We start from the raw sequence: 25,833 nt of genomic DNA, 5'->3' as shown, positions 1-25,833 counted from the left end.
CCGGATGGCCTCGCCACGGATCGAGGGCCATCGGGCGACAGGACACGGAAAAACGGGAGAAGTCGCACATGGTGAGGGCAGGCGTTCGCCGGCTACTGGACATACGAAGGACCAGGATCTCTCTGGCCCTGGTGGGTCTGTGGCTGCTCGCCGCATGCGTCGCCATCCGACAGGCCAACGAGGTACTCGACCGGCCACAGGACCGCAGACTGCCCGAGTTGGACGCCTGGCTCGGCCCGGAGGGCGTATTGCACCTGCCCGGTTCGCTCTACGACACCGACTCGCGCGGCACCACCTTCAGCGAGACGCCGTTCGCGGGCTGGGTGCTGCGCCCGCTCACCAAGGCGGCGGAGAACGCGCTGGGCGTCGCGTGGACGATCGTGACCCTGCTGATCGTGGCCGCGATCGGGGTGCTGGTGGCGTACGCCCTCCCGGCGTTGCGCACCCGCCGCGCGCAACTGCTCGCGGCGCCGCTGATCATCAGCCTCCTGGTGCTGTCGCTGCCGGTCCGGGGCAACCTCTCGCTCGGCCAGATGAGCCTGCTCCCGGTGCTGCTCGCGCTGCCCGCGACGCTCAGACCCGCGCCCGGCAAGCCCGCCTCGATCGCCGTGGGCGTCGCCGCCGCGCTGCACCCGGCGATGTTGCTGTTCGCCGTCTACCTGTGGATGACCGGCAAGCAGCGCGCGGCCGCGAACGCGACCGCGACCTTCCTGGCGTGCACCGCGCTCGCCTGGCTCACCATGCCGCGCGACTCCTTCACCTACTGGGTGCACCACGTCGCGGGCGCGGGCCTGGGCGGGGACGCCGACGCGCTGTCCAACCAGTCGCTGCACGGCCTGATGTCGCGGATCGGGCTCTCCGGGCCGCTGGAGATCATGCTCGTGGTGCTGCTGTCCGCGGCGGTGCTGTGGTTCGGCATGCCGCGCGCGGTGGCCTACGCCAAGGACGGCCAGGCGCTGCTCGGCGTCGCGCTCGCGGGCTGCGTGATGGTCGCGGTGGCCCCGGTGTCCTGGCAGCACCAGCAGTTGTGGATCCTGCTCGCCGCCGCCGGCCGACTGGGCGCCCGGCAGACCGACCGCATGGTGTGGCCGGTCGCGGTCTTCATGATCATGACGTTCGACAGCCGGACGCTGATCTGGGCCAAGCTCTCCGCCGTCCGGGTGGTCGCCGACAACGGTCCACTGCTGCTCGCGATCGCGTCGGCGTGCGTGGTGCCCTTCATCACCAAGGCGTCGGCCAAGTGGACCCCGCAGGCGATGCCGCAGGGCGCCGCCACGCAGGGCCGGTTCTCCTGGATCCCCGCGCTGCCGTTCGGCTGGCGTCCGCTGTCCCGGCCGAACCTGCTGCTCGAACTGCTGATGATCCGGGTCGGCTACCAGGTCTACTCGTTCATCCGCGCCTCGGTGCCCGACCAGCGCCGGGTCGCCGAGGAGCACGGGCAGCAGATCATCGACATGGAGAAGTTCCTGCACGTCGACGTCGAGCGGAGTCTGAACCACTTCGTGGCGAGGATCGGCTGGCTGGAGAACGGCATGAACTTCTTCTACGAGACGTTCCACTTCATCGTGCCGCTGACCATCCTGGCGATCCTCTACATCCGCAAGCCCGCCGCGTACCGCTCGGCCCGCACCGTGCTGAGCGTGGCCACCGTCACCGGCCTGGTCGGCTTCTGGCTCTACCCGCTCGCGCCGCCGCGGCTGATGCCCGGCTACGACTACATCGACACCGTGCACGGCGTGCAGGATCTGAACAACCCGAACTTCGGCGCGCTGACCAAGATCTCCAACCAGTACGCGGCGATGCCCTCGCTGCACGTGGGCTGGTCGTTGTGGTGCGGCCTGATGATCCTGGCCATCGCGCCCAAGGGTTGGCGCTGGCTGGGCCTGACGTATCCGCTGGCGACCACGCTGGTGGTGATGGGTACCGCGAACCACTGGATCATGGACGCGGTCGGCGGCGGCGCCGTGGTCGGCCTGGGCTTCGCGGTCCAGTACCTGCTCACGGGGCGCTCGGCCTTCTCGGTCGAGCCGCCCGCGGCACCCGTGCCCGCGACGGTGGCGGTCGGCGCCGCAGGCGGATCCGGCGTCGCGGATAACACAGCGACACCGACCCGGGCCGGCGACTCGGTCGTGATCACCCGTTCGTCGGAGTCAAAGCAGGATGATTCCGATCCACGCGACGATCCCGACAAACAGCCGGTCAGCCACAAATAGTGACGACACGCCTTCCCATTGCCAATACTTTGCCAACGACGCCCGCAACCCGATCGTGTTTCGAGCGGTAGTCACTGTGGCCGGCGCCGGAGGGGCCCGGCCTCCCAGTGACACCTCGAGGAGCACCATGACGCACATCTCGCGCCGCGTAGCCCAGGCCGCATTGCTCATCGCCGCCGGCGCCGCCCCGATCCTCGGTGCGTCCGCCGCCCACGCGGCGGACCTGCCCACGGGCGGCCTCGGCGCGCTGACCCAGCCGGACGTCGGCGGCGTCGCCGACAAGGTGCCCGCGGCCGCCGAGGGTGCGGGCAACACGGCGGGGGGCGCGGCCTCCAAGACCGTCCCCGTGGCCACCAAGACCGCAGGTCAGACGGCCGGCACCACCGCTTCCAACGCGAACAAGACGGTGGGTGAGGGCGCCGCCGCGGCCGCGCCGGCCGCCGGTGAGACGATCGGGCAGGCGGCCCCGGCCGCCGGCCAGCTCGCCGGTGGCGGCGTACCCGCCGCGCCGTCCCTGCCCGCCGTGCCCTCCCTCGGCGGACTCCCGCTGGGCGGCTGATTCATTCGGTTGCAATCCCAGTGAAACCGGCGGGGCCGGTGCGGCGTGTCCATTCATGCCGCACCGGCCCCGCCGTGCGTCCGCTCCGCGCTTATCCACCATTGGGATTAGCAAACGATCGGGTATCCCTCCGTGGGATGACGTACAACGGGCCGTCGTGCGCATCCAAATATCTTGGTGCGTGTCTACGCTGTTGTGCGAGCGTTACGAAGAGTCGCAATCCTGGACATAAGACACAGGAGACTTTTCCACCACCCCACAATCGAGGAGCACGGTGTCTGCCACGACGCGGGCCGCCGCGAACGGCCACAACAAGAACGGCACCGGCACCCCGGCCGCCGAGCGCGTGCGCGGGATCTCGGCGGGGGTGCTGATCTGGTACCTGCGGATCGTGGCGGCGCTCGACTTCGTCTCGGCGATCTCGGTCCCGCTGCGGGACCGGGTACGACACCACGACACGGGTGAGTACTACACCCCGTTCCTGGTCACGTCCGGCTTCACGTCGGCCGCGCTCGCCGCCTTCCTGGCCATCATGCTCGCCCGCCGCAAGCGGGCCGCCTGGGCGTTCACGGCGATCCTGCTGATCCCGTCCACCGGCGTGTACATCTGGGCGTTGTGGTTCGACGACCTGCGGCAACACCCGTTCAACTGGTCGTCGACGATCATCACCCTCCTGATCTGCGTCGCGCTGCTGCTCAGCTTCGCCGAGTTCGGCGCCAAGGGTGACCGGGGCAACGTGCTCAAGGCGGGCCTGGTGCTGGCCGGCGGCGCGGTGGTCGGCGTGGTGCTCGGCTCGACCCTGGTGAACGCGACCGACCGGATCCCCACCTCGAGCATGGGCGACCGGATCCTGTACGCGGTGCTGCGCATCTTCACCCTCGCGCCGGACAGCGATCTGGGCTCCGTGTCGGTGCCGCGCTGGGTCGACATCGTGATCAACGTGGCCGGCGTGATGTTGTTCCTGCTGGTGCTGTTCGTGCTGTTCCGCGCGCCCAAGGGGCGCGAACTGCTCACCCCCGACGACGAGGTGCTGCTGCGCGAACTGCTCGACAAGCAGGGCGAGCGCGACTCGCTCGGCTACTTCGCGCTGCGTCGGGACAAGGCGGTGATGTGGTCGCCCAGCGGCAAGGCGGCCGTCGCCTACCGGGTCGTGGGCGGCGTCTCGCTCGCGTCCGGCGACCCGATCGGCGACCCCGAGGCGTGGCCCGGCGCGATCGACCGCTGGCTCGCCGAGGCCGAGGACCGCGCGTGGGTGCCGGCCGTGATGGGTGCCAGCGAGGAGGCCGGCACGATCTTCGCCCGGCACGGTCTGGACGCACTCGAACTGGGCGACGAGGCGATCGTCGAGGTGGCCGAGTTCAGCCTGGAGGGCCGCGCGATGCGGGGCGTCCGGCAGGCGTACAACCGGGTCAAGCGGGCCGGGTACACCACTCGGGTGCGCCGACACGAGGACATCCCCGAGGGCGAGATGCGCGAGCTGCTCGACCTGGCCGACCACTGGCGGGACGGGCAGACCGAGCGCGGCTTCTCGATGGCGCTGGGCCGATTGGGCGACCCCGACGACGGGCGCTGCCTGATGGTCGAGTGCATGGACGACGAGGGTCGGCTGCGCGCGGTGCTGAGCTTCGTGCCGTGGGGCTGCAAGGGCGTCTCGCTGGACCTGATGCGCCGCGACCGGGACTCGGACAACGGTCTGATCGAGTTCATGGTGCTCGACGTCATAGAGGGTGCGAAGGCCTACGCCGCGGCGAACGCCAAGCCCGCCAAGGGCAAGGGGAAGGGCCGGGCGCCGGAGCCGGACGCCGAGGCCGCACCCGAGCCGTCCTCGCCGATCGACATCGAGCGGATCTCGCTCAACTTCGCGATGTTCCGCTCGGTCTTCGAGCGCGGCAACAAGCTGGGCGCCGGCCCGGTGCTGCGGTTGTGGCGCACCGTCCTGGTGTTCTTCTCGCGCTGGTGGCAGATCGAGTCGCTGTACCGGGCCAACGAGAAGTACCGGCCGATCTGGGAACCGCGCTACATCTGCTTCCGCAAGGCGAGCGAGCTGCCCCGGATCGGCATCGCGGCGGCCCGCGCCGAGGGCTTCCTGACCACGCCCACGCTGCCCCAGTTGTTCGGCGCCCGGCACGAGCAGCGGGTGGCGGCCCTGGCCAAGCGCAAGGCCGACGAGACCACGCCGCCGCTCACCGGGTGGACCGCCGAGCAGCGGGAGCCGGCCGAGTACAAGCGGCCCTGAGCGGTCCGTGCGATCGCGCCGAAGGGCGGCGCTCCCCCTCGGGAGCGCCGCCCTTCGGGCGTTTCGGTGGGCCTTGGGGGCCGGTCGGACCGGCCCCGTCGACTCAGACCAGTCGGCGGATCTCGCCGCGCACGCGGTAGAAGCCGCCGCGGTCGGCGGGGTGTACCGAGTCCACCACGTAGCGCGCGCCGGCGACCCGGACGTTCTTCGGGAACTGCACGTTCCAGCCGCTCTCGTAGCCGGCCGTGACCACGTGCACCCGCAGCCGGCCGCCGCCCTGGTCGACACACTCGACCACGACGCCGGTGCCCGCGTCGGTGGTGGTGGCCACCTCGGTGGTCGGCACCACCGCCTCGATCGTGGCCGCCTTGACGTCGCGCACCTGCGGAACGGTGCCGCTCTGGGCCGCCTCGATCGCCGCCTCGCTCACGTCGATGCAGGCCAGCGAGCCGTCCGTGGTGACCAGGTACAGCCGCTCGTCGTGGTACTGCATCGAGTAGGCCGAGCCGCACGTGGTGCCCAGCTTCCACAGCCGCTTGCCGTCCTCGTCGAAGCAGTAGACCGTGGAGGAACTGTCGCCGGCGAAGACGTACTTGCCGTTCTCGGCGGTCGCGCAGGAGAACACCGACGCGTCGCAGTCGTAGGTGGTGCGGATCGTGCCGTCCGACTTGGCGATCCGGTGCACCTTGTTGCCGGAGGTGCCGGCGTAGACGTCGTCCTTCTCCTGCCACCCGAAGAGCACGCCGCCCCGGGTCTTGGTCCGCCACAGCTCCTTGCCGTCGCCGGCCGCGAACGCCTGTACACCGGCGCTGTGCCCGTGGAAGATCGCGTTCTCGTCGCAGCGCACCATCCACGCGCCGGTGCCGTTGGTGGCCGCGGCCCACAGCGACTCGTCCTCGTGGTCGATGGTGGTGCAGCCGCCGTTGGAGTCGGAGACGCCCAGCACACCGTCGTGGATGTCGAGCCAGTAGATGTCGATGTTGTCGGTGATCTCGTAGGCCACCCGCGGGGCCTTGCCGCCGACGTCGTACACGTTGCCGTTGTCGCAACCGGCGTAGATCCACGAGTCGTCCGCGACGATGCACTTGACGCCGTTGGGCAGTTGGTAGCGGTTCTTCACCTCGCCGGTGTGGTCCAGGAACCACACGTCGCCGCGCTGGTTGCCCACCAGCACCCGCTCGGAGTCCACGAAGATGCCGAACGCGGAGGAGCCGGTGCGGTAGCGCCACAACACGGGCGCCGAGTTGCGGGCCGTGGTCGGCCGGGACACGATCTCGCGGCGGGTGATCGCGCGCGGCTGGCGAACGCCCTGCACGGCGGGCTCGTAGCCCTTGCGCAGCTTGGCCGCGACCTTCTTCTTGGCGTCCGCGGCGGCCTTCTCCGGACTCGCGTGGGTCACCGTGCCGGTCTGGCCCTTGGCCCCGATCCGCCCGTACGTGACCGTGACGTCGACGCCGTCGAGGACGACCTCGTAGTACTTGTGCGCGCCGTCGCCTTCTTCGGACAGTTCAAGGTAGGTACGGGTCTCGGGCATGACGACTCCTCGGCTCCGCTGCTCTGTTCGGGTGGCTGTGGGTGTTGTGTCCATGCGGGTGGCTGCGGTGGTCGCGGTGGCTGCGGGGATCCGCCGCGGGACCCGCGACCGGGCGCAAGAACCATGCCGTACAAGGGGACTGATGCGCCGTCATCCCCCGTGGCGATGGCTCGACCCTACTCACGTGAGCCGACAGCGGTGGGGCAGGTGGGGCAATGCTCGGCTCACTCGGACGGCGCAACCCGGTATCGAGGGGTCGGTTCTCGGACAAAGCACTCGCGCTTTCGTCCGACCCCTACTCCGAGGGGAGGAGCACCACGGGTACACCCCCTCCCCCGGGACGACGTTTCAGCCATGGAGGCCGGGTTAATCTCCACTCATCCCGATCACCGGTCGCCGGTCCGGCCTCAGCACGGTCGGCCGAAGGCCCCGCTTGCCCGAGGAGTCCATGTGGCCGGGCACTTCTTGACGTCTTTGGCGCCCGCCGCGTTCGGCGCCAGACCCGCCGGCGAGCGCCTGGCGCGCATCCAGGGATCACCGCACTTCCGCGACGGCGCGTTCCGGAATCCGGTGCCGACGCGGCGCGGCAGCCCCGGCGCGATCGGCAAGATGTTGCGCGCGCAGAAGGCCGCGGCCGGGTTGCGCCGGCCGGCCGGCGCCATTCCGCTGGTCACCGCTTCCGCGTTGGACTTCGCCCGGACGCCGATGACCGGGCTGCGCGCGTGCTGGCTCGGGCACGCGACCGTGCTGGTCGAGATGGACGGTGTGCGGGTCCTGTTCGACCCGGTCTGGAGCACCCGGTGCTCGCCGTCCGCGGCGTTCGGCCCGGCGCGGCTGCACGCGGTGCCGGTGCGTTTCGCCGACCTGCCCGAGGTGGACGTCGTGGTCGTCTCGCACGACCACTACGACCACCTCGACATGGCCACGATCCGGGCGCTGGCCGGGCGCGACGCGGCGTTCGTGGTGCCGCTGGGCATCGGGGCGCACCTCGAGCGGTGGGGCGTCGGCGCGGAGCGGATCACCGAACTGGACTGGCACGAGGCGGGCGAGGTCGCCGGGCTGACCTTCACCGCGACGCCGGCGCGGCACTACTGCAATCGCGGCGCACGGGTGCTGGGCACCGTGCTGTGGGCGTCGTGGGTGGTGGCCGGGCCCCGACACCGGGTGTTCCACAGCGGGGACAGCGGCTATTTCCCGGGCTTCGCGCAGATCGGGCGCGAGCACGGGCCGTTCGATCTGACGATGATTCAGGCCGGCGCGTACGCGGAGGCCTGGCCCGAGGTGCATCTGGACCCGGAGGGCGCGGTGCAGGCCCACGCGGAGCTGGGTGGGGGGTTGATGTTGCCGATCCACTGGGGGACGTTCGATCTGGCGCCGCACGCTTGGGAGGAGCCCGCCGAGCGGTCGGTGGCGGCGGCTCGGGCGCTGGGCACCGAGCTGGTGATCCCGCGTCCCGGCGCGCTGTTCGAGCCGGCGCTGGTCGACGGGGCCGCGGTGGAGCCGTGGTGGCGGGAGGTGGCGGCGGCGCCGAACCGGTGGGCGGGCGACGTGGCGGCGGAGCCCGCGGCATCGGTCAGTGCGGTGCCGGCGGCCTGATGCGGGTGGGATGGGGGCCGACGGGGGCGGGGTGGCCCCCGCCGACTTGCCCCGACCGGGGCAACAGGTCGCGGTTCACCGCGGGTCCCACAGGTCGGCTCGGACGCCGCGGGGGAGGACCATGACCGGGGTGCGGGCGTTGCGGACGATCTTGTGCGAGACGTCGCCGACGAAGACCCGTTTGACCGGGCCGACCGTGCTGGAGGCGCAGATCAGCAGGTCGTCGGCCCAGGTGACGGTGTCCATCGCGGCGCGTACGTCGTCGCCCTCGGCGGTCTCCGCGTCGACCGACCCGTCGACCTCGGTCATCGCCGTCGCGAGGTCCTGCCGGGCCTGTTCGCGCGCGGCCCGCAGTACCTGGTGCTCGGCGGCCTGGTGCTGCTTGCCGGAGTACAGCCGGACCGGGCGCAGCACCAGGGTGAGCAGCCGCACGTCGGCATCGAGTCGGCGGGCGAACTCCACGCCGCAGGTGAGCACTCCGGTGAGCTGCGGCTCGCGCTGGTAGGCGATCGTGCACCGGGCGACGCGAGGCGGCGGGTGGTCGGCGAAGCCGCGTGGGGCCAGCGCGACCGGCACCGGTGAGCCGTGCAGGAGTTGATCGGCGGTGCTGCCGAGCGCGACGCGCGCGGTCCGGCCGCCCGGCGCCGGGCCCAGCACCACGAGCGCGGCGCGGTGGCTCTCGGCGATCCGGGCCAGGCCTCGGCCGCTGCCGCGGTTGTGGCCGATCGCGCGTTCCACCGGCAGCTCCGGGGCCCAGTCGCGAATTCGGCTCTCCGCGTCGTTGAGCAGCCAATCGGTCTCCTCGTGCAGGAACGCGCGCCACTCCGCGTCCACGGCGCCCACCCCCGCGCCGGGCGGCGCGGGCGGTTGGATGTGCGCGAGCACGACGCCGGCGCCCAGTTGCCGGGCGAGCAGCATGCCCAGCGCCAGCGCGTCCTGGCCGCGCGGCTCCGGCCGGCAGCCCACCACGATGCGCATCCGCGTGCCGTCCCCGCTCACGGGCCCACCTCGGTGTCGGCGGACCGCGCGCGCCAGCGCGAGTGGCGGTAGCCGTAGAGGAAGTAGATCGCCACGCCGGCCGCCATCCAGACCAGGAAGACCTGCCACGTGGTGCCGGAGAGCCGGGCCATCAGGTAGATGCAGAAGCCGACGCCCAGGATCGGGGTGATCGGGAAGAACGGGGTGCTGAAGCCGCGGGGCAGGTCCGGCCGGGTCCGGCGGAGCACGATCACGCCGATGTTGACCAGCGCGAACGCGAACAGGGTGCCGATGCTGGTGGCCTCGGTGAGTTGGCCGAGCGGGACCAGCGCGGCGAGTACGGCCACCCACGCGCCGGTGATCAGCGTGTTCGCCACCGGGCTCTGGGTACGCCGGTTCACCTTCGCGAAGATCGGCGGGATCAGGCCGTCGCGGGACATCGCGAACAGGATTCGGGTCTGCCCGTACAGCACGGTCAGCACGACGCTGGCGATCGAGATGATCGCGCCGGCGGACAGGATCGTGGACGCCCAGGAGCCGCCGGTGACATCGGTGACGATCTTCGCGAGGGTCGCCTCGCTGCCCTCGAACTCCTGCCAGGGCAACGCGCCGAGCGCCGCGAGCGCGACCGCGACGTAGACGACCGTGACGATCGCGAGCGAGATCAGGATCGCCAGCGGCAGGTCCCGGCGCGGGTTCTTGGCCTCTTCGCCGGCCGTGGAGGCGGCGTCGAAGCCGATGTAGGAGAAGAACACCTGGGACGCGCCGGCGCTGATCCCGGCCAGGCCCAGCGGTGCGAACGGGGTCAGGTTGCCGTCCTCGAACGCGGTGAACGCGATCGCGCAGAAGAACGCGAGCGTGATCAGCTTGATGAAGACCATGACTGTGTTGGCCACGGCGCTCTCCGACACGCCGCGCACCAGCAGGATCACCGCGAGCAGCACGACGATCACGGCCGGGACGTTGAACGTGCCGCCGTCGCCGGGCGGTTGGCTGATCGCGTCGGGGAGGCTGACCCCGAAGGCGGAGTCGAGCAGTTCGTTGACGTACTGCCCCCAGCCGACCGCGACCGCGGAGATGGACACGCCGTACTCCAGCAGCAGGCACCACCCGCACACCCACGCGATGCCTTCGCCCAGGGTGGCGTACGCGTAGGAGTAGGACGAACCGGACACCGGGATGGTCCCGGCCAGTTCGGCGTAGGACAGCGCCGAGAACAGCGCGGTGACCGCCGCGAGCACGAACGAGATCACCACGGCCGGGCCGGCCTTGGGCACCGCCTCGCCCAGGATCACGAAGATGCCGGTGCCCAGGGTCGCGCCGACACTGAAGAAGGTCAGTTCGAGCAGCCCCATGGTGCGCCGTAGGCCGGTTTCCTCCCCGCCCTCGCCGCCGCCACCGCTCTCCTCGAGGATGGCGTCCACGGGTTTCGTCCGCAGTACTCCGCCGCGCGAGCGGGGTACGGCGTGGCTGGCGGGCAATCCGGCCTCCCTGGGGAACAGGTCCGAGAAGGAACGGGTGCCCGGATGTCCGGGTATCGAACGAGCCTTCAGCCATTCGGCCCGGCCGGGGACATCCGACCGGGCGGCGCACGGGCGGGCACGAACGGCGCGTGCTCGGCGCGCGCATCGATCCGTGTGTGCCCGTCTACCAACCGGATATGAAGCGGTGTCAGGCTGAGCGAATGAACACGAACGAAGATGCCGCCGAGCCGGTCTACACCCACGTCAGCGTCAAGGCCGGCGAGATCGTGCTCCCGAACACTCTCGGCAAGATCCGGGCATTGCTCCCCGAGGACCAGCGCGAAGAGTTCGACAGGGAGATGTACGCCACTCCCTTGGAACACATCATGCGCCGGGCCATCCTCGGCTGGGCCATCCCCGAGGAAGAACGCGTCACGGCCGACGAGGTCATGGAGCGAGTCCGTCACGGAGATCTCAGCGGTGTCCGGGGAGTCGACGGCAACCCGGGGAGGCCGGTGTCGTGACCTACTACGTTCAGTTCACCACGTACGCCGGCGAGAACATGAGCAAACTCCCCGCGGCACGCAAGGCGGAGATCGAAAACGCGGCGACACGGGCACTCGGCAAGGATCCGTGCGCCTGGGGTTCAACGTCCGTCAGGGGAGATCGCGACCGACGCGAGGTCACGCTCGCCAACGCGTTCCTGTCCTACGACGTCAGCCCGAACGTGGTCGTGGTCACCGTCGTCCGGGTCAGCGCACCTTTCGGCTGATCGCCGGCAGCCGGGCGGCCCGGCTTCGACAAGTCGCCTCGACGTGGACTCGCGCGAGCCGGCCTGCGAGTTCGGAAACGCAAAACAAGCCAGACCCTGTTCCGGGTCTGGCTTGCAGCGGAAGCACAATCAATCTTGTGCGCTCGGCAGGATTCGAACCTGCAACCTTCTGATCCGTAGTCAGATGCTCTATCCGTTGAGCTACGAGCGCTTGGTCGCTTTGACCGAGGTCAACAATACATGCTCCCCGGCCGGGGGTGAAATCCATTGTTCGAGGGTCGATCGGAGCCGGGCATTTGGTGATCAAGCACCTTCATTTGGAGGGTGATCGGCGGTGGGACGGGTGCTGGTGGGTGGGCGGTCGGTGGGGCTTCGGCGGGTGGCCGGCGGAGGTGGCGGAGCGCGGTGAGGGGTCGGCCGCCGACCCCGGCGTCACCCCGGCGTCGTCCTCGCGACGACGCGCGCGGGGATGTTCCCGGTCTGTTCGCTGTGAGCTGAAAGCGCCTTTTCGGACATGTCGGCCGGTGGGGGAATCGGAAGGCGCCTCACCGTGTCGTGCGGACGGGTCGCGGCCCGCCGGTGAGGGGCCGGGCGAGGCACTCGGGCCGAGTCGGCGGCGGGTCGGGCGGCGGCTCCGGAAAAGAGCCCTATACCGGACATCACGTCCCGAGTCGTGACCCGTGGTCGCCGTGCGCTCACCGAAACGTGATCGCCATGGACGCGAAACAGCCCGTCCGGTGGGACCGGACGGGCTGTTCGTGAAGCGGAGGCTCCGGGATTTGAACCCGGGATGGGGATGAACCCAAACCGCATTAGCAGTGCGGCGCCATAGACCGGACTAGGCGAAGCCTCCATCGGTGTTTGCCGACGAGGAACAGATTACTAGGCTCGTCAACGTGACTGCAAAAACAATGGGATAGTCGGTCGTGACATGCCTCGGCGGTGACGGGCAAGATGGCCGTCGCGCAGTACGAGGACCGGAGGAGGTACGCGCTTCGTGAGCAGCAGGCCATCCCGAGGCGCTGCTCGCCTCGCCGCCATACTCGACGCCCTGCCGGACGCTCTCCTGCTGGTGAATCGCAACGGCACCGTCGTCAACGCGAACGCCATGGCACTGGAGGTCCTGGAGGCGCCGGGTACTCCCGTGGTGGGTCGCGGGCTTCTCGATCTGTTGCCCTCGTTCGACCACCGGCGCATCCCGGGTTCGGTCCGGGCCAACGACTCGCGCGACACCCGGACCAAGCCGACCCGAATGTCCGCGCACCGCACCGACGGCGGCGTGTTCCCGGTCGAGGTGACCAGCGCGAACCTGCCCGCCGGGTACGACGACGAGTTGCTGATGATCGTCGTGCGCGACCTGACCGGAAAGGTCGACGTCGAGGCCGAACTCGCCCGTCAGCAACGGCAGACCGAGATGATCCTGCGCGCGGCCTGCGAGGGCATCATCGGCATCGACGCCGAGGGCAACATCGTGCTGGCCAACCCGGCCGCCGCCCGGATCCTGCGCCATCGCGCGAGCGACCTCGGCGGCCGGAACGTACACGAACTGCTCATGCACGCCCGCGCCGACGGCACCGCGCTGCCCGCCGAGGAGTGCCCGCCGCTGGTCACCCTGGGCAACGGTCGCCGGCAGCGGTTGCGCGACCAGGTGTTGTGGCGCGGCGACGAGGGCTACGTGACGGTGGACATGATCACCGCGCCGATCCTGCTCGGCGGTGCCGTGGTCGGCGCCGTGATGACCTTCAGCGACACCGCGCGCGAGAAGCTGCTCAGTGAACGTCGGTCCCAACTCGCCGAGTTGGTCGACAGCGAGATACTGGGGCGGCTCGCGGCGGTGCGCGGTCGGCTGAAGAAGGTGGCCGACGGAGCGGCCGGCGACGTCGGTCACGGCGCCCGGCGGATGGTGCGTCAGGTCGCGGGCGAGTTGGAGAGCCTGGAGGAGCTCGCGGGCGAGGTGCTCGCGCACCAGGCGGCCGATGCCGAACCGGCCGAGCCGCAGGACGCGGACGCGGCGGCCGAGCCCGAACGGGTGCCGACCACGGTGGACGACCTCGTCGACCGGGCCATGGAGACGGTGACCTACCTCGCCCGCGGCGCGGGTGTGGAGTTCGCGGTGAACGCGTCCCCGGTCGGGGTGCGGGTGGACGTGGACGCGATGACCCGGGCCCTGGGCCACCTGCTCGCGGACGTCGTCGCGGCCGGCCCCGAGGGTTCCACCGTCGTGGTCGCGGCGGCCCAGCGCGGTGATCTCGCCCGGATCGAGGTGCGTGGTCCGGAGAGCCGGGGCAGTGCCGTCCGGGTCCCGCTCGCGCGCGCGGTCGTCGAGGCGCACGGCGGCACCGTCGAATCGCACACGATGCCCGGCCGAGGCAGCACGTACGTGGTCGAGTTGCCCGCCGACGCGGAGGCCGCGGAACAGGTCGAGAGCTCCGGCGAGCACCGCGCGGCCAAGGGCCGCCGGGCGCGCCAGGCGGGCCGACCGGACCCGGCCGCCGACAAGGCCGGCAAGGGTGGAGGCGACGGCGACCGGGGCAAGGACGGGAAGAGCCGGGCCGAGGGCGCCGCGAAGCCGACCGGCGAGGACGAGGACGCCGCGGCCGAGCCGACCGGTCCGGAAGCGGAGGACGCGGACGACGGCGAGGCCGCCGAGCCGAAGAGCGGGACCGGCACCGCGGACGCGAAGGGTCGTGCGGACGTCGAGCGGGCCGGGAACGCCGCCGCGCGACCCGCGCCCGCACCGGGCAGCGGGGTCGAACTCGCCGTGCGCGGACGCGGTGCGCAGCCGCCCCGGGCCCGCCTGGAGCCGGCCGGTTCGTCCACCCCGCCGGTGCCCGCGCCGCCGCCGCCCGGTTCGGTGGCCGCCGCGCCGCAGGGACCGTTCGCGTTGCCGCCGGGCACGGTCGCGCCGGTACCGCTGGTGCCCGCGAGCAAGGGTTCCGCCGAAGGCGGGCACGAGCGGCCCGACTCGGACGGGTACGACGAGGCCGAGGAGGCCGCGCGCAACAACAGCGGCGCGTTCGAGGCGGTCTATCCGCCGCGCTCGCGGCGCGGCCGGCCCTCGCGCGACACGCACGACGCCGGCGAGTCCGCCGACGGACCGTCCGGATCGCACCGCGGGGTCGCCCACCGGGCCGGGACCGAGGTCGAGCGGCCCGAGCCGAGCGCGCTGCCGCAACGACCCGCCGCCACCGCTTCGCCCGCGTCGGCACCGGCGGCCGGCGGGCGGCTCAACGGCACGCACACCCCGCAGGGCGCGCAGGCCCGGCGCCGGTTGTCCACGCCCCCGGCGGCCATCCCGGCCCAGGGTCGTACGGCGGACGGTGCGGGACGAACCACCAGCGTGCAGGATCGGCCGGGCCGGCCCGCCGCCGACGACATGCCGACCGAGTTGTTGCCACCGATCCCGGCCGGGCCGGATCAGCCGATTCCGGTCCAGGGCCGGCGACCCGGCTTCCCGGCCGCGCCGCCCGGGGACGCCGAGGCGATGTCCGGCGCCGACCTGCCGACGATGGTCACGCCCGCGCCGGACGGGCAGCCGCGCCGGCTGCTGGTCTGGCCCGAGCCGGACGGTGCCACGGCGGGCGCGTTGACCGCGCGCGGTTGGAGTCCGCTCCTGGTGCGTTCGCGCGAGGAGGTGGACGCGAGCGTCCCGGTGCAGCCCGCCGCGCTGTTCGTGGATCCGCTGACCGGCCCGATCACCCGTACCGCGCTCCAGTCCCTGCGCACCGCCGCGACCGCCGCGCAGATCCCGGTGCTGGTCACCGCCGGGCTGATGCAGGCCACCCGGGACGCCGCGTTCGGCGCCGACCCGGCCGTACTGCTGCGTTCGCTCGCGCCGGCGGACAGTGCCGGACACGCCTCGCGGGTCCTCCTGGTGGAGGGCAATCCGGATATCGCGGCGGCGTTCACCGCGTCGCTGGAGCGGCGCGGCATGGACGTGGTGCACGCGGCCTCGGAGAGCGAGGCGGTCTCCAAGGCGTCCAGCGTCGAGCCCAATCTCGTGGTGCTCGACTTGATGCTGGTGCGCCGGCGCCGGATGGGCGTGGTGGACTGGCTGCGCAACAACGCGCGCCTGCACTCGACGCCGATCGTCGTCTACACCACGCTCGACCTCGTCGAGCACGACCTGCACCGGCTGCAGACCGGCGAGACCGTGCTGTTCCTGGCCGAGCGGTCGACCCGCGAGGACGTACAACAGCGCATCGTCGACCTGCTCGGCAAGATCGCGTCACCCAAGTAGGGGGCCCGGGCGGGCAGGCGGCGCGAGCGGGCGGGCGCGCCGGGTCGGCGACCGACCCGGCACCCGCCCACCACGCGCGCGCGTCACCCGGACGAGCGGACCACCCGGGCGAGACCTCGAACCCGTCCGGGCGAGGACCCGGTCACCCGCACCGCCGCCGAGGCCCGGTCCGGCAGCGCGGAATCGCACACGACCGCACCCGGACCGCCGGCACCCGGGGGCCGCACGGCACCCGCCGTATCCGCACCGACCCGCAGCGCCTCACCATGCCGCCGGCCCCTGGGCATGCAGCCGACGACTCATCTCGCCGACGGTCAAAGCCAGTTCGGTGGCGAGGTCCATCGCCTGGGGGTGGTCGTGGTGTTCCCGCATCCACCAACACATGACCTGCACGATAGGCCCGGCGGACTCCGGATGTCCGATGATCGCGGTGCGCGCGCACAACGGACGCGGCGGCCCGTCCCGATCGAGCCGGAACCAGTAGCCGTCCCGGAAGCCGAGCACGGGATGGCCGAGCGCGTCCGGCAGCACGACGTCGTACGGTCGGTGCGGTTCGGGTCGCACCTCCAGCGGGTACATGGGGCACCCTCCAAGGGGAAGCCGAGGGCTCGCCGGTCCCCCTCCGGATGAGCGGAAAAGCGGGAATTACCGAATGCTCGCGGCGTTCCACCGAAAACGATGTGTCATCGGTGCAACCGGGACACCGTCGCATTCTTCCGCTCGGCTAGCCCGATCGGCCGATCGCCACGCCTGGTTCACCCGTACGGGCGCACGGCGGATCGGACCGGGCGCGTGGTTCGGCGCTCGACGCGCATACGGAAGCGCACGCTCCGGGGGCTGACAACCACCCGATCCGCGAGAAAGAATCCCTTCACCTCGACCGGTCCCCGTCCGGCGAATGCAGGGAGGCCACACAGTGCTGAGCACGATGCAGGACGTGCCCTTGACGATCGCTCGCATAATGCGACACGGCACCACGGTGCACGGCGGTTCGGAGGTGGTGACCTGGACCGGCGGCGCGCCCAGGCGGGCCACCTACGCGGAGGTCGGTCGGCGCTCCGCGCAACTCGCCCACGGCCTGCGCGAGCTCGGCGTCACCGGCGACGAGCGGGTCGCCACGTTCCTGTGGAACAACCAGGAGCACCTGGAGTGCTACCTCGCGATCCCGTCGATGGGCGCGGTGCTGCACACGCTCAACCTGCGGCTGCCTCCCGAGCAGTTGATCTACATCGCGAACCACGCCGACGACCGGGTGCTGGTGCTGGACGGCTCGCTCGCGGCGCTGGCCGCGCCGCTGCTGCCCCAGCTCCGGACCATCGAACACGTCGTGGTCACCGGCGCCGACACCGATCTGGCTCCGCTCGCGGACTGCGGCAAGCAGGTGCACCGCTACGACGACCTGCTCGCCGGACGGCCGACCGAGTTCGACTGGGCCGAGGACATCGACGAGCGGCAGGGCGCGGCGATGTGTTACACCTCCGGCACCACGGGCAACCCCAAGGGGGTGGTGTACAGCCACCGTTCGACGTACCTGCACAGCATGCAGGTGTGCTCGATGGAGGGCTTCGGCCTGGGCTCCGGGGACCTGCTGCTGCCGGTGGTGCCGATGTTCCACGTCAACGCGTGGGGCCTGCCGTACGCGGCGATGTTGTGCGGCGCGTCGATCCTGATGCCCGACCGGTTCCTCCAGCCGGAACCGCTGGCCACGATGATCGCCGCCGAGCGGCCGACGTTCGCCGCCGCGGTACCGACCATCTGGACCGGCCTGCTCGACCACCTCGACGTGCACAAGACCGACGTGTCCTCGCTGAAGGAGGTCGTGGTGGGCGGCTCGGCCTGTCCGCCCGGTCTGATGCACGCGTTCGAGGAACGGCACGGAGTGCGGATCATCCACGCGTGGGGGATGACCGAGACCTCGCCGCTGGGCTCGGTGGCCCGCCCGCCGGCCGGGCTCACCGGCGACGAGGCGTTCCCGTACCGGATCTCCCAGGGGCGGCTGCCCGCCTCGGTGCAGGCCCGGCTGGTCGGTCCGGACGGTGTCGACGTCCCGCTCGACGGCGAGTCGGTCGGCGAACTGCTGGTACGCGGTCCGTGGATCGCGGGCGCCTACATCGGCGACGAGGGATCGGTGGACGCCAGTGGCGGCGGCCGGTTCAAGGACGGCTGGTTGTGTACCGGCGACGTCGGCACGATCACCGCCGACGGCTTCCTGCGGCTGACCGACCGGGCCAAGGACGTGATCAAGTCGGGCGGCGAGTGGATCTCGTCGGTCGAACTGGAGAACACCCTGATGGGCCACGACGACGTGGTCGAGGCGGCCGTGGTGGGCGTGCCCGACGACAAGTGGGGCGAGCGCCCGTTGGCCACGGTCGTGCTGCGCGAGGGCGCGGAGACCACGATCGAGCAACTGCGCGACTACCTCGCGGGCAGGGTGGCCCGCTGGCAGGTGCCCGAGCGGTGGAGCCTGATCACCGCCGTGCCCAAGACCAGCGTGGGCAAGTTCGACAAGAAGGTGATCCGGAGCCAGTACGCGGAGGGGGCACTGGAGGTCAGCGAACTCGACCGAGGCTGAGCCGCCGGCACGGGCGTCGCCGGTCGGGCCGATCCCGGCTCGACCGGCGTCCCGCGGGGGACCGGTGGTCGCGTCGCGCGGGATCGATGCCCTCGCGCCGCGCGGTCCCGATGGTGGTGGTGGTGGTCACGTCGCGCGGATCGTGCCGTCAGAAGACGCCCACCGGTCCGTCGACCGCGTTGCGGTCGATGTTCATCTTCTTGCCGCCGTGCGTCTCGGTGACGTTGCCGCTGTACTGGTGCACGCGCCGGTTCCGCCAATAGCCGTCGGGGAGCGCGCCGTCGCCGGTGGTGACCGCGCGATCGTCCCAGCGGGCGTACCAGACCGCGTCCGGGACGGAGCGCTTGTCGACCGCCTCGACCAGGTCGGCGATGCCGGAGTCGAGGCTGCTGTAGTAGCCGGCCAGGAAGCCGCGTTGGCGGACCCGGTCGGACCACGCGGAGACGAAGTCCAGCACCGCGGTCCGGCAGGCGGCGTCGGTGTTGTCGTACGCCTCCATGTCGTACCAGACCGCGCTGCCGCGCTGGAATCCGAGCGCGGTGCTGCGGTCCACCACGTCGTTCGCCTCCGCGACGCCCTGCGCCGCGGCACGCGCCGGGTCGATCCTGCCCGGTTTGCCGGACTGCGAGCAGGGCGCCTGGAGGCCCACCTGGATCGGCAGGAAGTCCCAGCCCTGGCGATGTACGGCGGTGACCCAGTCGCGGGTCAGCCGGCTGCTCCGGCAGGCGCGGTTGTCGCCCGCGACGTAGATCCCGACCACCTTGTACGGCGAGTCCCGCCAGGCCCGCATGGTCTCCACGGTCGGTGTCTCGCACGTGTCGAAGCCCGGCCCGTCGACGAAGAAGGGTTGTCCCGAACGCGCGCGGGCACCCTCGGCGAGCCCGGCCGGCAACAGGCCGAGCACGGCGGTGAGCAACACGGCCGAGGCGATGCGACGAGTGAGCGAAGGGCGCACGGTGTCTCCCGGCGTGGTGGGAAAGGAAGTCCCACCACGCTGCGCACCACGTGCGGCGGATCCGCCGGACCGCTCGGGCGACGCGCCGACGCGTCACCCGAGCGGCCCAAGCGGAGCGGCACCGGGCAGTCCCGGCGACCGGGCACCGGGCGGCCCGGGCGGGCGGCACCCGGGCGGCCGGGTGAGCGGCACGGGTGCGCGGTACGGGCGGCCCGGGTGAGCGGCGCCCGACCCGGTGGGCCTCCGACCGCTTCGGTCGCGCCCGCCGCGCGCCGCCGGCCCCGTCTACTCGACGCCCAGCACCAGTCCCGACGTCGGCACCCCGGTACCCGCCGTCACGAGCACGTTGTGCACGTTCTCCACCTGGTTGACCGAGCTGCCGCGGATCTGCCGGACGCCCTCGGCGATGCCGTTCATCCCGTGCAGGTACGCCTCGCCCAATTGGCCGCCGTGCGTGTTCGTGGGCAGCTTGCCGCCCAGTTCCAACCCGCCGTTCGCGACGAACGCCGGCGCCTCGCCGCGCCCGCAGAAGCCGAACTCCTCCAACTGCATCAGCACGAACGGGGTGAAGTGGTCGTAGAGCACCGCCGTCTGGATGTCGTCGGGGGTCAGTCCCGAGGTCTGCCACAACTGCTTGGCGACCACGCCCATCTCGGCGAGACCGGTCATCTCGTCCCGGTAGAAGCTGGTCATCTGGTCCTGGAGGCGGCCCGCGCCCTGTGCGGCCGCGTTGATGATCGCGGGCTTCTGCCGCAGGTCCTTGGCGCGCTCGGCGCTGACGACCACGATCGCCTGCGCGCCGTCGGTCTCCTGGCAGCAGTCGAGCAACCGCATCGGCTCGACGATCCAGCGCGAGTTGCGGTGGTCCTCGAGCGTGATCGGCTTGCCGTGGAAGTACGCCTTCGGGTTGTTCGCCGCGTGCTTGCGGTCGGCGACCGCGACGTGGCCGAACGCCTCGGTGGTCGCGCCGTACACGTGCAGGTAGCGCTGCGCGAACATGGCCACCCACGAGGCCGGGGTGAGCAGGCCGTGCGGCATGTTCCAGCCCAGGCCCACACCCTCGACGGTGGGGTCGCGCTGGAGCACGCCGGAACCGAACCGGCGGCCGGAGCGCTCGTTGAACGCGCGGTAGCAGACCACCACGTCGGCGACCCCGCTCGCGACCGCCATCGCGGCCTGCGCGACGGTGGCGCAGGCCGCGCCGCCGCCGTAGTGGATCCGGCTGAAGAAGGTCAGGTCGCCGATCCCGGCCGCCGCGGCGACCGCGATCTCGGGGTTGGTGTCCATGGTGAAGCTGACCAGGCCGTCCACCTCGGACGGCGCGATCCCGGCGTCGTCGAGCGCGGCGCCCACCGCCTCGACGGCCAGGCGCAGTTCGCTGCGACCGGACTGCTTGGAGAACTCGGTCGCGCCGATCCCGGCGATGGCGGTCTTGCCGCGCAGATTGTCGGCGTGCTTGAGGCTCACGCTTCGGCTCCTTCCGGCAGCTTCACCGTGACCGTGCCGGTGACGTGGTTGCCGAGCTTGTTGGCGCCGACGACGGCGATCTCCACGAGCGGGGTGCCGTCCTCGGCGGTGGTCTTGGCGGTCACCGTGCCGGTCAGGGTCATGGTGTCGCCGGGGTAGTTGGGCGCGCCGAGCCGGATCGCGACCTTGCGCAGTTCGGTCTCGGGGCCCGCCCAGTCGGTGATGTAGCGCCCGACCAGGCCGTTGCTGGTCAGGATGTTCATGAAGATGTCCGGCGAGCCCTTGTCCGCCGCGAGTTGCGGATCGTGGTGCACGTCCTGGAAGTCGCGGGTGGCCAGCGCGGTCGACACGATCAGCGTGCGGGTCAGCGGAATGGCCAGCGGCGGCAGTTCGTCGCCGACGGACACCTGCGCGTGGGTCCGGCTCACGAGGTCCTCGGTGGTCATCGGCTGCCTCCCTGGGCGGGCACGTGGGCGAGCAGCTTGCCGAGCGCGGCGAGCTGTTGGATGCCGCTGCCCAGGGTCACGTCGATCTGACGGCCCCACAGGAAGTGGCGGTGGATGGGGTGGTCGACATCGGAGCCGGTACCGCCGTGCAGGTGCTGGCACGCGTGCACCACGCGCTTGCCCGCCTCGGACGCGAACCAGCGGGCGACCAGCGCCTGTTCGGTGGCCGCCTCGCCCCGGTCCATCCGCCACGCGGCCTCCAGCGTGGTGACCCGGATGGCCTCGGTGTCCATGTACGCCTCGGCCGCGCGCAACATCACGCCCTGCTTGGTGGACAGCGGCTTGCCGAACTGCTCGCGGGCGTTCACGTGTTCGACCGTGCGGGCCAGGCCGCGCTCGCACACGCCCAGTTGCTGGGCCGCCAGCGCGACGCGCGCGCGGTCGACGATCCACGCGGCGACCTCGGGGCCGGCCTCGACGGTGCCGACCGGCCGGGCGGGCGCGTCGGTCAGGCGCAGGTTGCCCGAGGCCCACGGCGCGGTGGTCGGCGCGGCCTGGATCTCGACGCCGGCGGCGTCCGCGTCCACGGTGAACACCGCGAGCGCGCCGTCGAGCGACGCGGTCACCAGGATCCGGTGGGCGACGGTGAGCCAGGCCACCGCGCGCTTGTCGCCGTCCAGGCGATAGCCGGCGCCGTCCCGTCGCGCGGTCACCTTGGGTACGGCGGGCAGTCCCGCGCCGACCTCGGCGAGTGCGCCGGCCACGATCCGCGAACCGTCCAGGAGGCCGGGCAGGTCGCGTTCGATCAGCTCGTCCGAGCCGAACCGCAGCAGCGGGAGCAGCCCGTAGACGACCGTGTCGAGCAGCGGGATCTGCGCGGTGAACCGGCCCTGTTGCTCCAGCAGCAGTGCCAGGCCGACCAGGCCCAGGTCGCCGCCGCCGTGCCGTTCCTCGACGAGCGCGCCGACCAGACCGGCCTCGGCGATCTTGCCCCACAACTCGGTGTCCAGGTCCGCGCCGGACTGGGTGAGCTTCTTCAGCCGCTCGTCCGTGGACTGGTCGGCGATGATGCGTTCGGCCAGCGAGGACAGCTCCCGCTGGTCCTCGGTGAGGTTGAAGTCCATCAGTTCTCCCCAACCGCTCGGAACGCGGGCACGGTCAGCTCGGCGTCGTGGGTGACGAATTCCAGCTCGACCGGCATCCCGATGCGGACCTCGTCGTGCGCGACGCCGAGCACGTTGCCCAGCATCCGGACGCCTTCCTCGAGTTCGATCAGGCCGACCGCGTACGGCATGTCGAACGCCGGGAACTTCGGGTAGTGCATCGTGACGTGCGAGTACACGACGCCCTTGCCGGTGGACTCGACGGTCTCCCATTCGAGCGACGCGCAGTTGTTGCAGCCGGGCGCGAACGGGAAGCGCGGGGTGGCGCAGGCCGCGCACTTCTGGAACAGCAGCTTCCCGGCGTCCACGCCGTCCCAGAACGCCTGGTTGTCCTTGTTGACCACCTTGCGCGGGCGCAGCGGCCGCTCGGCGGGCGGCGCGGCCTTGGCCTTCTTCCGGTGCGGGGTGTAGCGCAGGATCCGGAAGCGGTGCGTGCCGACCAGTTCGCGGCCGGCCTCGCCGTCGACGTAGACGTTGGTCAGTGTCGTGATGAAGTGGCCGGTGCCCAGGCCGGTGGTCTTCTCGTCGGAGACGGTCTCGATGAGCTGGTCGTACTGCACCACCTCGCCCAGGCGCAGCGGGCGCAGGTACTCCTGCTCGCAGTTGGTGGCCACCACCGAGCCGAAGCCGTTGTCGGTGAAGTGTTTGTACAGCTCGCCGGTCGCCGAGTTCGCCGGGGCGCCGCCCTGAAGGCCGCGCATGATCCACACCTGGAGCATGGTCGCGGGCGCGACCACCTCGCCGAAGTGGGTACGGGCGGCGGCCTCGGGGTCGGTGTACACCGGATTCGTGTCGCCCATGGCCTCGGCCCAGTGCCGGATCATCGGCCCGTTGACCGGGTCGAGCGCGAGCACGCCGGAGACGTCGTGCACGCCCTCGTACTTCTTGACGACCGCGAGGAAGGCGGCCTTGTCCTGGCTGTTGGGGTCGGTCATGTCGTCCTTCACCGCTTCACTCGGGTCATGCCAAGGCGAACCATGGCGACGATCTCGCGCTGGACCTCGCTGACGCCGCCGCCGAAGGTGTTGATCTGCGCGCGGCGGTTCATCGCCTCCAGGAGTCCGTCGCTGAACGCGCCGGGCGACTTCGGTCGCAGCGTCGCGTCCGGGCCGACGATCTCCATCAGGTTGCGATACACCTCGATGGCACCCTCGGTGCCGAAGAACTTCACGCCGGACGCGTCACCCGCGTTGAGCGTGTTGTTGCCGACGTCGTGCACGAGCCGCCAGCTGAACATCCGCACCGCGGACAGGCGCGCGTAGGTCTCGGCGAACTTGAGCTGGACCCATGGCTGGTCGACCACCTTGACGCCCGGCTCGATCTCGGTCTCGCGGGCCCATGCCAGCACCTCGGCGAAGAAGTCCTCGGCCTGCATGCCCAGCGCCGCGAGCGCGACGCGTTCGTGGTTGAGCTGGTTGGTGAGCAGCTTCCAGCCCGAGTTCTCCTCGAACACCAGGTTGTCGTAGGGCACCCGGATGTTGTCGTAGTACGTGGCCGTCGTGGTCATCCCGCCGACCGTGACGATCGGGGTCCAGGAGAAGCCCGGGTCGCTGGTGGGCACCAGGATCATCGTGATGCCCTTGTGCTTGGGGGCGTCCACGTCGGTGCGGCAGGCGAGCCAGATCCAGTCGGCGCCCTGGGCGGTCGAGGTGAAGATCTTCTGCCCGTTGATCACCCACTCGTCGCCCTCGCGCACCGCGCGGGTGCGCAGCGACGCCAGGTCGGTGCCGGCCGAGGGTTCGCTGTAGCCGATCGCGAAGATGATCTCGCCGGCGAGGATCCTCGGCAGGTAGTAGCTCTTCTGCGCCTCGGTGCCGAACTTCATCAGGGTCGGGCCGACGGTGTTCAGGGTGACCATGGAGACCGGCGCGCCGGCGCGGTACGCCTCGTCGAAGAAGATGAACTGCATCTCCGGGCCCTTGCCCTGGCCGCCGTACTCGGCCGGCCAACCGATGCCGAGCCAGCCGTCGGCGCCCAGTTGCCGGCGCACCCGCCGGGTGGTGGGGCCGCCTCCCTCGCCCTCGCGGTCGAGTTCCGCGCGGACGTCGGGGGTGATCAGGCGGGTGAAATAGTCCCGCAGCTCTGCCCGCAGAGCGTCCTGCGCTGGGGTCGGGGCGAGATGCACGTCGCTGCTCCTTCACGTGCGTGGATCGCGTGGTCGCGACGCGGGTCGACGCCCGCCGGGCACGGAAGGGTCGCGGTCGGGTCTGCCCCGCGCTGCACATCGATACGGACCGGGAACGCGTGTCGCCCGGCAACATCGAATCTCTCCGACTCGCGATCGCTTGTCAATATCAAGCATTTTTTCGAGGCGGGATCACATCCCCGTCGACGCCCGTCGCGGCGGCCGTGTCCTTCCGGCCATCGGACCGTTTGGCCTGGTGTCAGGAGTTCACGACATCTCGACCGAGGAGCGTCGATGAGGAAGAAGTTCTCCGTACTGCTCGTGGCGGCGGCCGCCGCGACCGCCGGCGCCGTACCGGTCTCCACGGCGCGCGCCGCCGACGGGTACGACCGGTGCCCCGACGGCTACTACTGCATGTTCTCGGGCCTGGACGGGACCGGCGACATGATCACCCTCAGGGGGAGCACCCCGGATCTCGCCGCGCTCGGCATGGACGACCGGGCCGAGTCGGATTGGAACCGGACCCCCTCGACCATCCACCTGTGGTCCGACGCGAACTACAGCGGCTGCACGGCCGTGACCTCCGCCGGCCCGACCGGCAAGGGCAACTTCTTCCCCACCTACCGGGACTTCTTCGGCTCGGTGCGGTTCGACGGACCCGGCGGCCCGAGCTGCGGCACGCCGCCCGGCGAGGACGGCTGAGCCCCACCCGGGCAGGCTCCACCCGAGCGGGGGCGGGTGGAGCCGGACCCGGCGGCCTCGTCGCGGTGAGCCGGTGAGCCGGTGAGCCGGTGAGCCGGTGAGCCGGTGAGAAAACGATTGGTCGCGGGTCGGGCGGGGCGAACAGACTGCGGGCATGGAAATACCGAACCGACAGATCCGCGCCGCGTACACCGACGACACCGTCACGGTGTACCAGGCGTACAAGCCGCAGATCGCCGACGCTGCCATCCGCGGGCAGCGGTTTCCGGACACCTGGAGCCGGGAGCGGATGACCTGGGTCAAGCCCAGCTTCACCTGGATGATGTACCGCAGCGGATGGGCGACCAAGCCCAAGCAGGAGCGGGTGCTGGCCCTGGAGATCAGCCGGGAGGGCTTCGAAGCCGCGCTCGCCGGGGCGTGCCTGAGCCACTACGACCACACCACCTACCCGGACCGGGACACGTGGGGTCGGCGGCTGCACGCGACCACGGTGCGGATCCAGTGGGACCCCGAACGCGACCTGGCCCTGCGGCCGTTGGCGCATCGTTCGTTGCAGCTCGGCCTGGCCGGATGGGCGACGCGTGCCTACGCCGACGAGTGGACGCGCCGGATCACCGACGTGACCGCGCTCGCGCACCGGGTGCACGATCTGGTCCGCGCCGGTGACCTGGCCGCGGCCGCCGCGGCCGTGCCGACCGAACGGGTGTATCCGCTCCCGGACGCACTGGTCCCGGTGATCGGCGCCACCGCGCTCGACTGAGCCGCCGCGAGACTCGGCGCGCCAGGACCGAGCGAGCCACGACCGAGCTACC

The 25,833-nt window shown here is 71.3% G+C and carries 20 protein-coding genes and 2 tRNA genes; 10 read left to right on the top strand and 12 right to left on the bottom strand.

Features of this window, described 5'->3' with window-relative positions; all coding sequences use genetic code 11:
* Positions 1-68 precede the first annotated feature (68 nt).
* From ACWCPW_RS08500 to ACWCPW_RS08490, 3 genes are all read left to right on the top strand, one after another.
* Complete coding sequence (locus ACWCPW_RS08500; protein ID WP_449760780.1) at positions 69-2,213, top strand: bifunctional glycosyltransferase 87/phosphatase PAP2 family protein; 2,145 nt, start codon at positions 69-71, stop codon at positions 2,211-2,213.
* A gap of 127 nt (positions 2,214-2,340) precedes the next feature.
* Positions 2,341-2,772 (top strand): ATP-binding protein, encoded by a 432-nt coding sequence (locus tag ACWCPW_RS08495; protein WP_449760779.1) that lies wholly within the window; start codon positions 2,341-2,343, stop codon positions 2,770-2,772.
* 274 nt (positions 2,773-3,046) lie between these two features.
* Complete coding sequence (locus tag ACWCPW_RS08490; RefSeq protein ID WP_449760778.1) at positions 3,047-5,008, top strand: phosphatidylglycerol lysyltransferase domain-containing protein; 1,962 nt, start codon at positions 3,047-3,049, stop codon at positions 5,006-5,008.
* Between the two features lie 103 nt (positions 5,009-5,111).
* On the opposite strand, the gene ACWCPW_RS08485 is transcribed toward ACWCPW_RS08490, so the two are convergent.
* On the bottom strand, positions 5,112-6,542 hold the full coding sequence (locus ACWCPW_RS08485) for a WGR domain-containing protein (RefSeq protein ID WP_449760777.1): 1,431 nt from the start codon (positions 6,540-6,542) through the stop codon (positions 5,112-5,114).
* A gap of 450 nt (positions 6,543-6,992) precedes the next feature.
* Here ACWCPW_RS08485 and ACWCPW_RS08480 point away from each other — a divergent pair, with 450 nt between their 5' ends.
* Entirely contained in the window at positions 6,993-8,138 is a 1,146-nt protein-coding gene (locus ACWCPW_RS08480) for an MBL fold metallo-hydrolase (protein ID WP_449760776.1), read from the top strand.
* A gap of 75 nt (positions 8,139-8,213) precedes the next feature.
* On the opposite strand, the gene ACWCPW_RS08475 is transcribed toward ACWCPW_RS08480, so the two are convergent.
* Both ACWCPW_RS08475 and ACWCPW_RS08470 read right to left on the bottom strand, forming a co-directional pair.
* On the bottom strand, positions 8,214-9,137 hold the full coding sequence (locus ACWCPW_RS08475) for a universal stress protein (RefSeq protein ID WP_449760775.1): 924 nt from the start codon (positions 9,135-9,137) through the stop codon (positions 8,214-8,216).
* Positions 9,134-10,618: an amino acid permease gene (locus tag ACWCPW_RS08470; protein WP_449760816.1), complete on the bottom strand. Its 1,485-nt coding sequence runs from the start codon at positions 10,616-10,618 to the stop codon at positions 9,134-9,136. The genes ACWCPW_RS08475 and ACWCPW_RS08470 overlap by 4 nt, the downstream gene beginning before the upstream one ends.
* Before the next feature lie 182 nt (positions 10,619-10,800).
* Between ACWCPW_RS08470 and ACWCPW_RS08465 the strand changes: the two genes are divergently transcribed.
* Positions 10,801-11,103 carry a hypothetical protein gene (locus ACWCPW_RS08465; RefSeq protein WP_449760774.1) on the top strand — a complete coding sequence of 101 codons (303 nt, stop codon included), beginning with the start codon at positions 10,801-10,803 and terminating at the stop codon, positions 11,101-11,103.
* Positions 11,100-11,351, top strand: a complete 252-nt coding sequence (locus tag ACWCPW_RS08460) for a hypothetical protein (protein ID WP_449760773.1) — start codon at positions 11,100-11,102, stop codon at positions 11,349-11,351. The genes ACWCPW_RS08465 and ACWCPW_RS08460 overlap by 4 nt, the downstream gene beginning before the upstream one ends.
* Positions 11,352-11,489: 138 nt before the next feature.
* Here the strand turns inward: ACWCPW_RS08460 and ACWCPW_RS08455 are convergent.
* Both ACWCPW_RS08455 and ACWCPW_RS08450 read right to left on the bottom strand, forming a co-directional pair.
* Positions 11,490-11,562, bottom strand: a tRNA-Arg gene (locus ACWCPW_RS08455).
* A gap of 553 nt (positions 11,563-12,115) precedes the next feature.
* Positions 12,116-12,204, bottom strand: a tRNA-Ser gene (locus tag ACWCPW_RS08450).
* Positions 12,205-12,348: 144 nt separating this feature from the next.
* Between ACWCPW_RS08450 and ACWCPW_RS08445 the strand changes: the two genes are divergently transcribed.
* Positions 12,349-15,591 (top strand): PAS domain-containing protein, encoded by a 3,243-nt coding sequence (locus ACWCPW_RS08445; protein ID WP_449760772.1) that lies wholly within the window; start codon positions 12,349-12,351, stop codon positions 15,589-15,591.
* 261 nt (positions 15,592-15,852) lie between these two features.
* Here ACWCPW_RS08445 and ACWCPW_RS08440 read toward each other — a convergent pair whose 3' ends face one another.
* Positions 15,853-16,170 carry a hypothetical protein gene (locus tag ACWCPW_RS08440; protein WP_355534154.1) on the bottom strand — a complete coding sequence of 106 codons (318 nt, stop codon included), beginning with the start codon at positions 16,168-16,170 and terminating at the stop codon, positions 15,853-15,855.
* Between the two features lie 337 nt (positions 16,171-16,507).
* Here ACWCPW_RS08440 and ACWCPW_RS08435 point away from each other — a divergent pair, with 337 nt between their 5' ends.
* Positions 16,508-18,163, top strand: coding sequence for a long-chain fatty acid--CoA ligase (locus tag ACWCPW_RS08435; RefSeq protein WP_449760771.1), 1,656 nt, complete (start codon positions 16,508-16,510; stop codon positions 18,161-18,163).
* Positions 18,164-18,311: 148 nt separating this feature from the next.
* Here the strand turns inward: ACWCPW_RS08435 and ACWCPW_RS08430 are convergent, their stop codons facing one another.
* From ACWCPW_RS08430 to ACWCPW_RS08405, 6 genes are all read right to left on the bottom strand, one after another.
* Entirely contained in the window at positions 18,312-19,118 is an 807-nt protein-coding gene (locus ACWCPW_RS08430; protein WP_449760770.1) for a DUF1906 domain-containing protein, read from the bottom strand.
* Positions 19,119-19,403: 285 nt separating this feature from the next.
* The gene (locus ACWCPW_RS08425; protein WP_449760769.1) at positions 19,404-20,585 is read right to left on the bottom strand and encodes a lipid-transfer protein; all 1,182 of its coding nucleotides are present in this window, start codon (positions 20,583-20,585) and stop codon (positions 19,404-19,406) included.
* A complete protein-coding gene (locus ACWCPW_RS08420) occupies positions 20,582-21,031 on the bottom strand; it encodes a MaoC family dehydratase (RefSeq protein ID WP_449760768.1) in 450 nt (149 codons plus the stop codon). The genes ACWCPW_RS08425 and ACWCPW_RS08420 overlap by 4 nt, the downstream gene beginning before the upstream one ends.
* A complete protein-coding gene (locus ACWCPW_RS08415; RefSeq protein WP_449760767.1) occupies positions 21,028-22,155 on the bottom strand; it encodes an acyl-CoA dehydrogenase family protein in 1,128 nt (375 codons plus the stop codon). Before ACWCPW_RS08415 ends, ACWCPW_RS08420 begins: the two co-directional genes overlap by 4 nt.
* Positions 22,155-23,129: a bifunctional MaoC family dehydratase N-terminal/OB-fold nucleic acid binding domain-containing protein gene (locus ACWCPW_RS08410; protein WP_449760766.1), complete on the bottom strand. Its 975-nt coding sequence runs from the start codon at positions 23,127-23,129 to the stop codon at positions 22,155-22,157. Before ACWCPW_RS08410 ends, ACWCPW_RS08415 begins: the two co-directional genes overlap by 1 nt.
* Before the next feature lie 8 nt (positions 23,130-23,137).
* The gene (locus tag ACWCPW_RS08405) at positions 23,138-24,319 is read right to left on the bottom strand and encodes an acyl-CoA dehydrogenase family protein (protein WP_449760765.1); all 1,182 of its coding nucleotides are present in this window, start codon (positions 24,317-24,319) and stop codon (positions 23,138-23,140) included.
* A gap of 294 nt (positions 24,320-24,613) precedes the next feature.
* On the opposite strand from ACWCPW_RS08405, the gene ACWCPW_RS08400 reads away from it, so the two are divergent.
* Together ACWCPW_RS08400 and ACWCPW_RS08395 are read left to right on the top strand one after the other, a co-directional pair.
* Positions 24,614-25,021 (top strand): peptidase inhibitor family I36 protein, encoded by a 408-nt coding sequence (locus tag ACWCPW_RS08400; protein ID WP_449760764.1) that lies wholly within the window; start codon positions 24,614-24,616, stop codon positions 25,019-25,021.
* Positions 25,022-25,175: 154 nt separating this feature from the next.
* Positions 25,176-25,781 carry a DUF4291 domain-containing protein gene (locus ACWCPW_RS08395; RefSeq protein ID WP_449760763.1) on the top strand — a complete coding sequence of 202 codons (606 nt, stop codon included), beginning with the start codon at positions 25,176-25,178 and terminating at the stop codon, positions 25,779-25,781.
* Positions 25,782-25,833 lie beyond the last annotated feature (52 nt).

Source organism: Embleya sp. NPDC001921, assembly GCF_053594475.1.
Note: the sequence above shows the minus strand (reverse complement) of the source record. Positions and strands in the feature narration are given on the sequence as shown.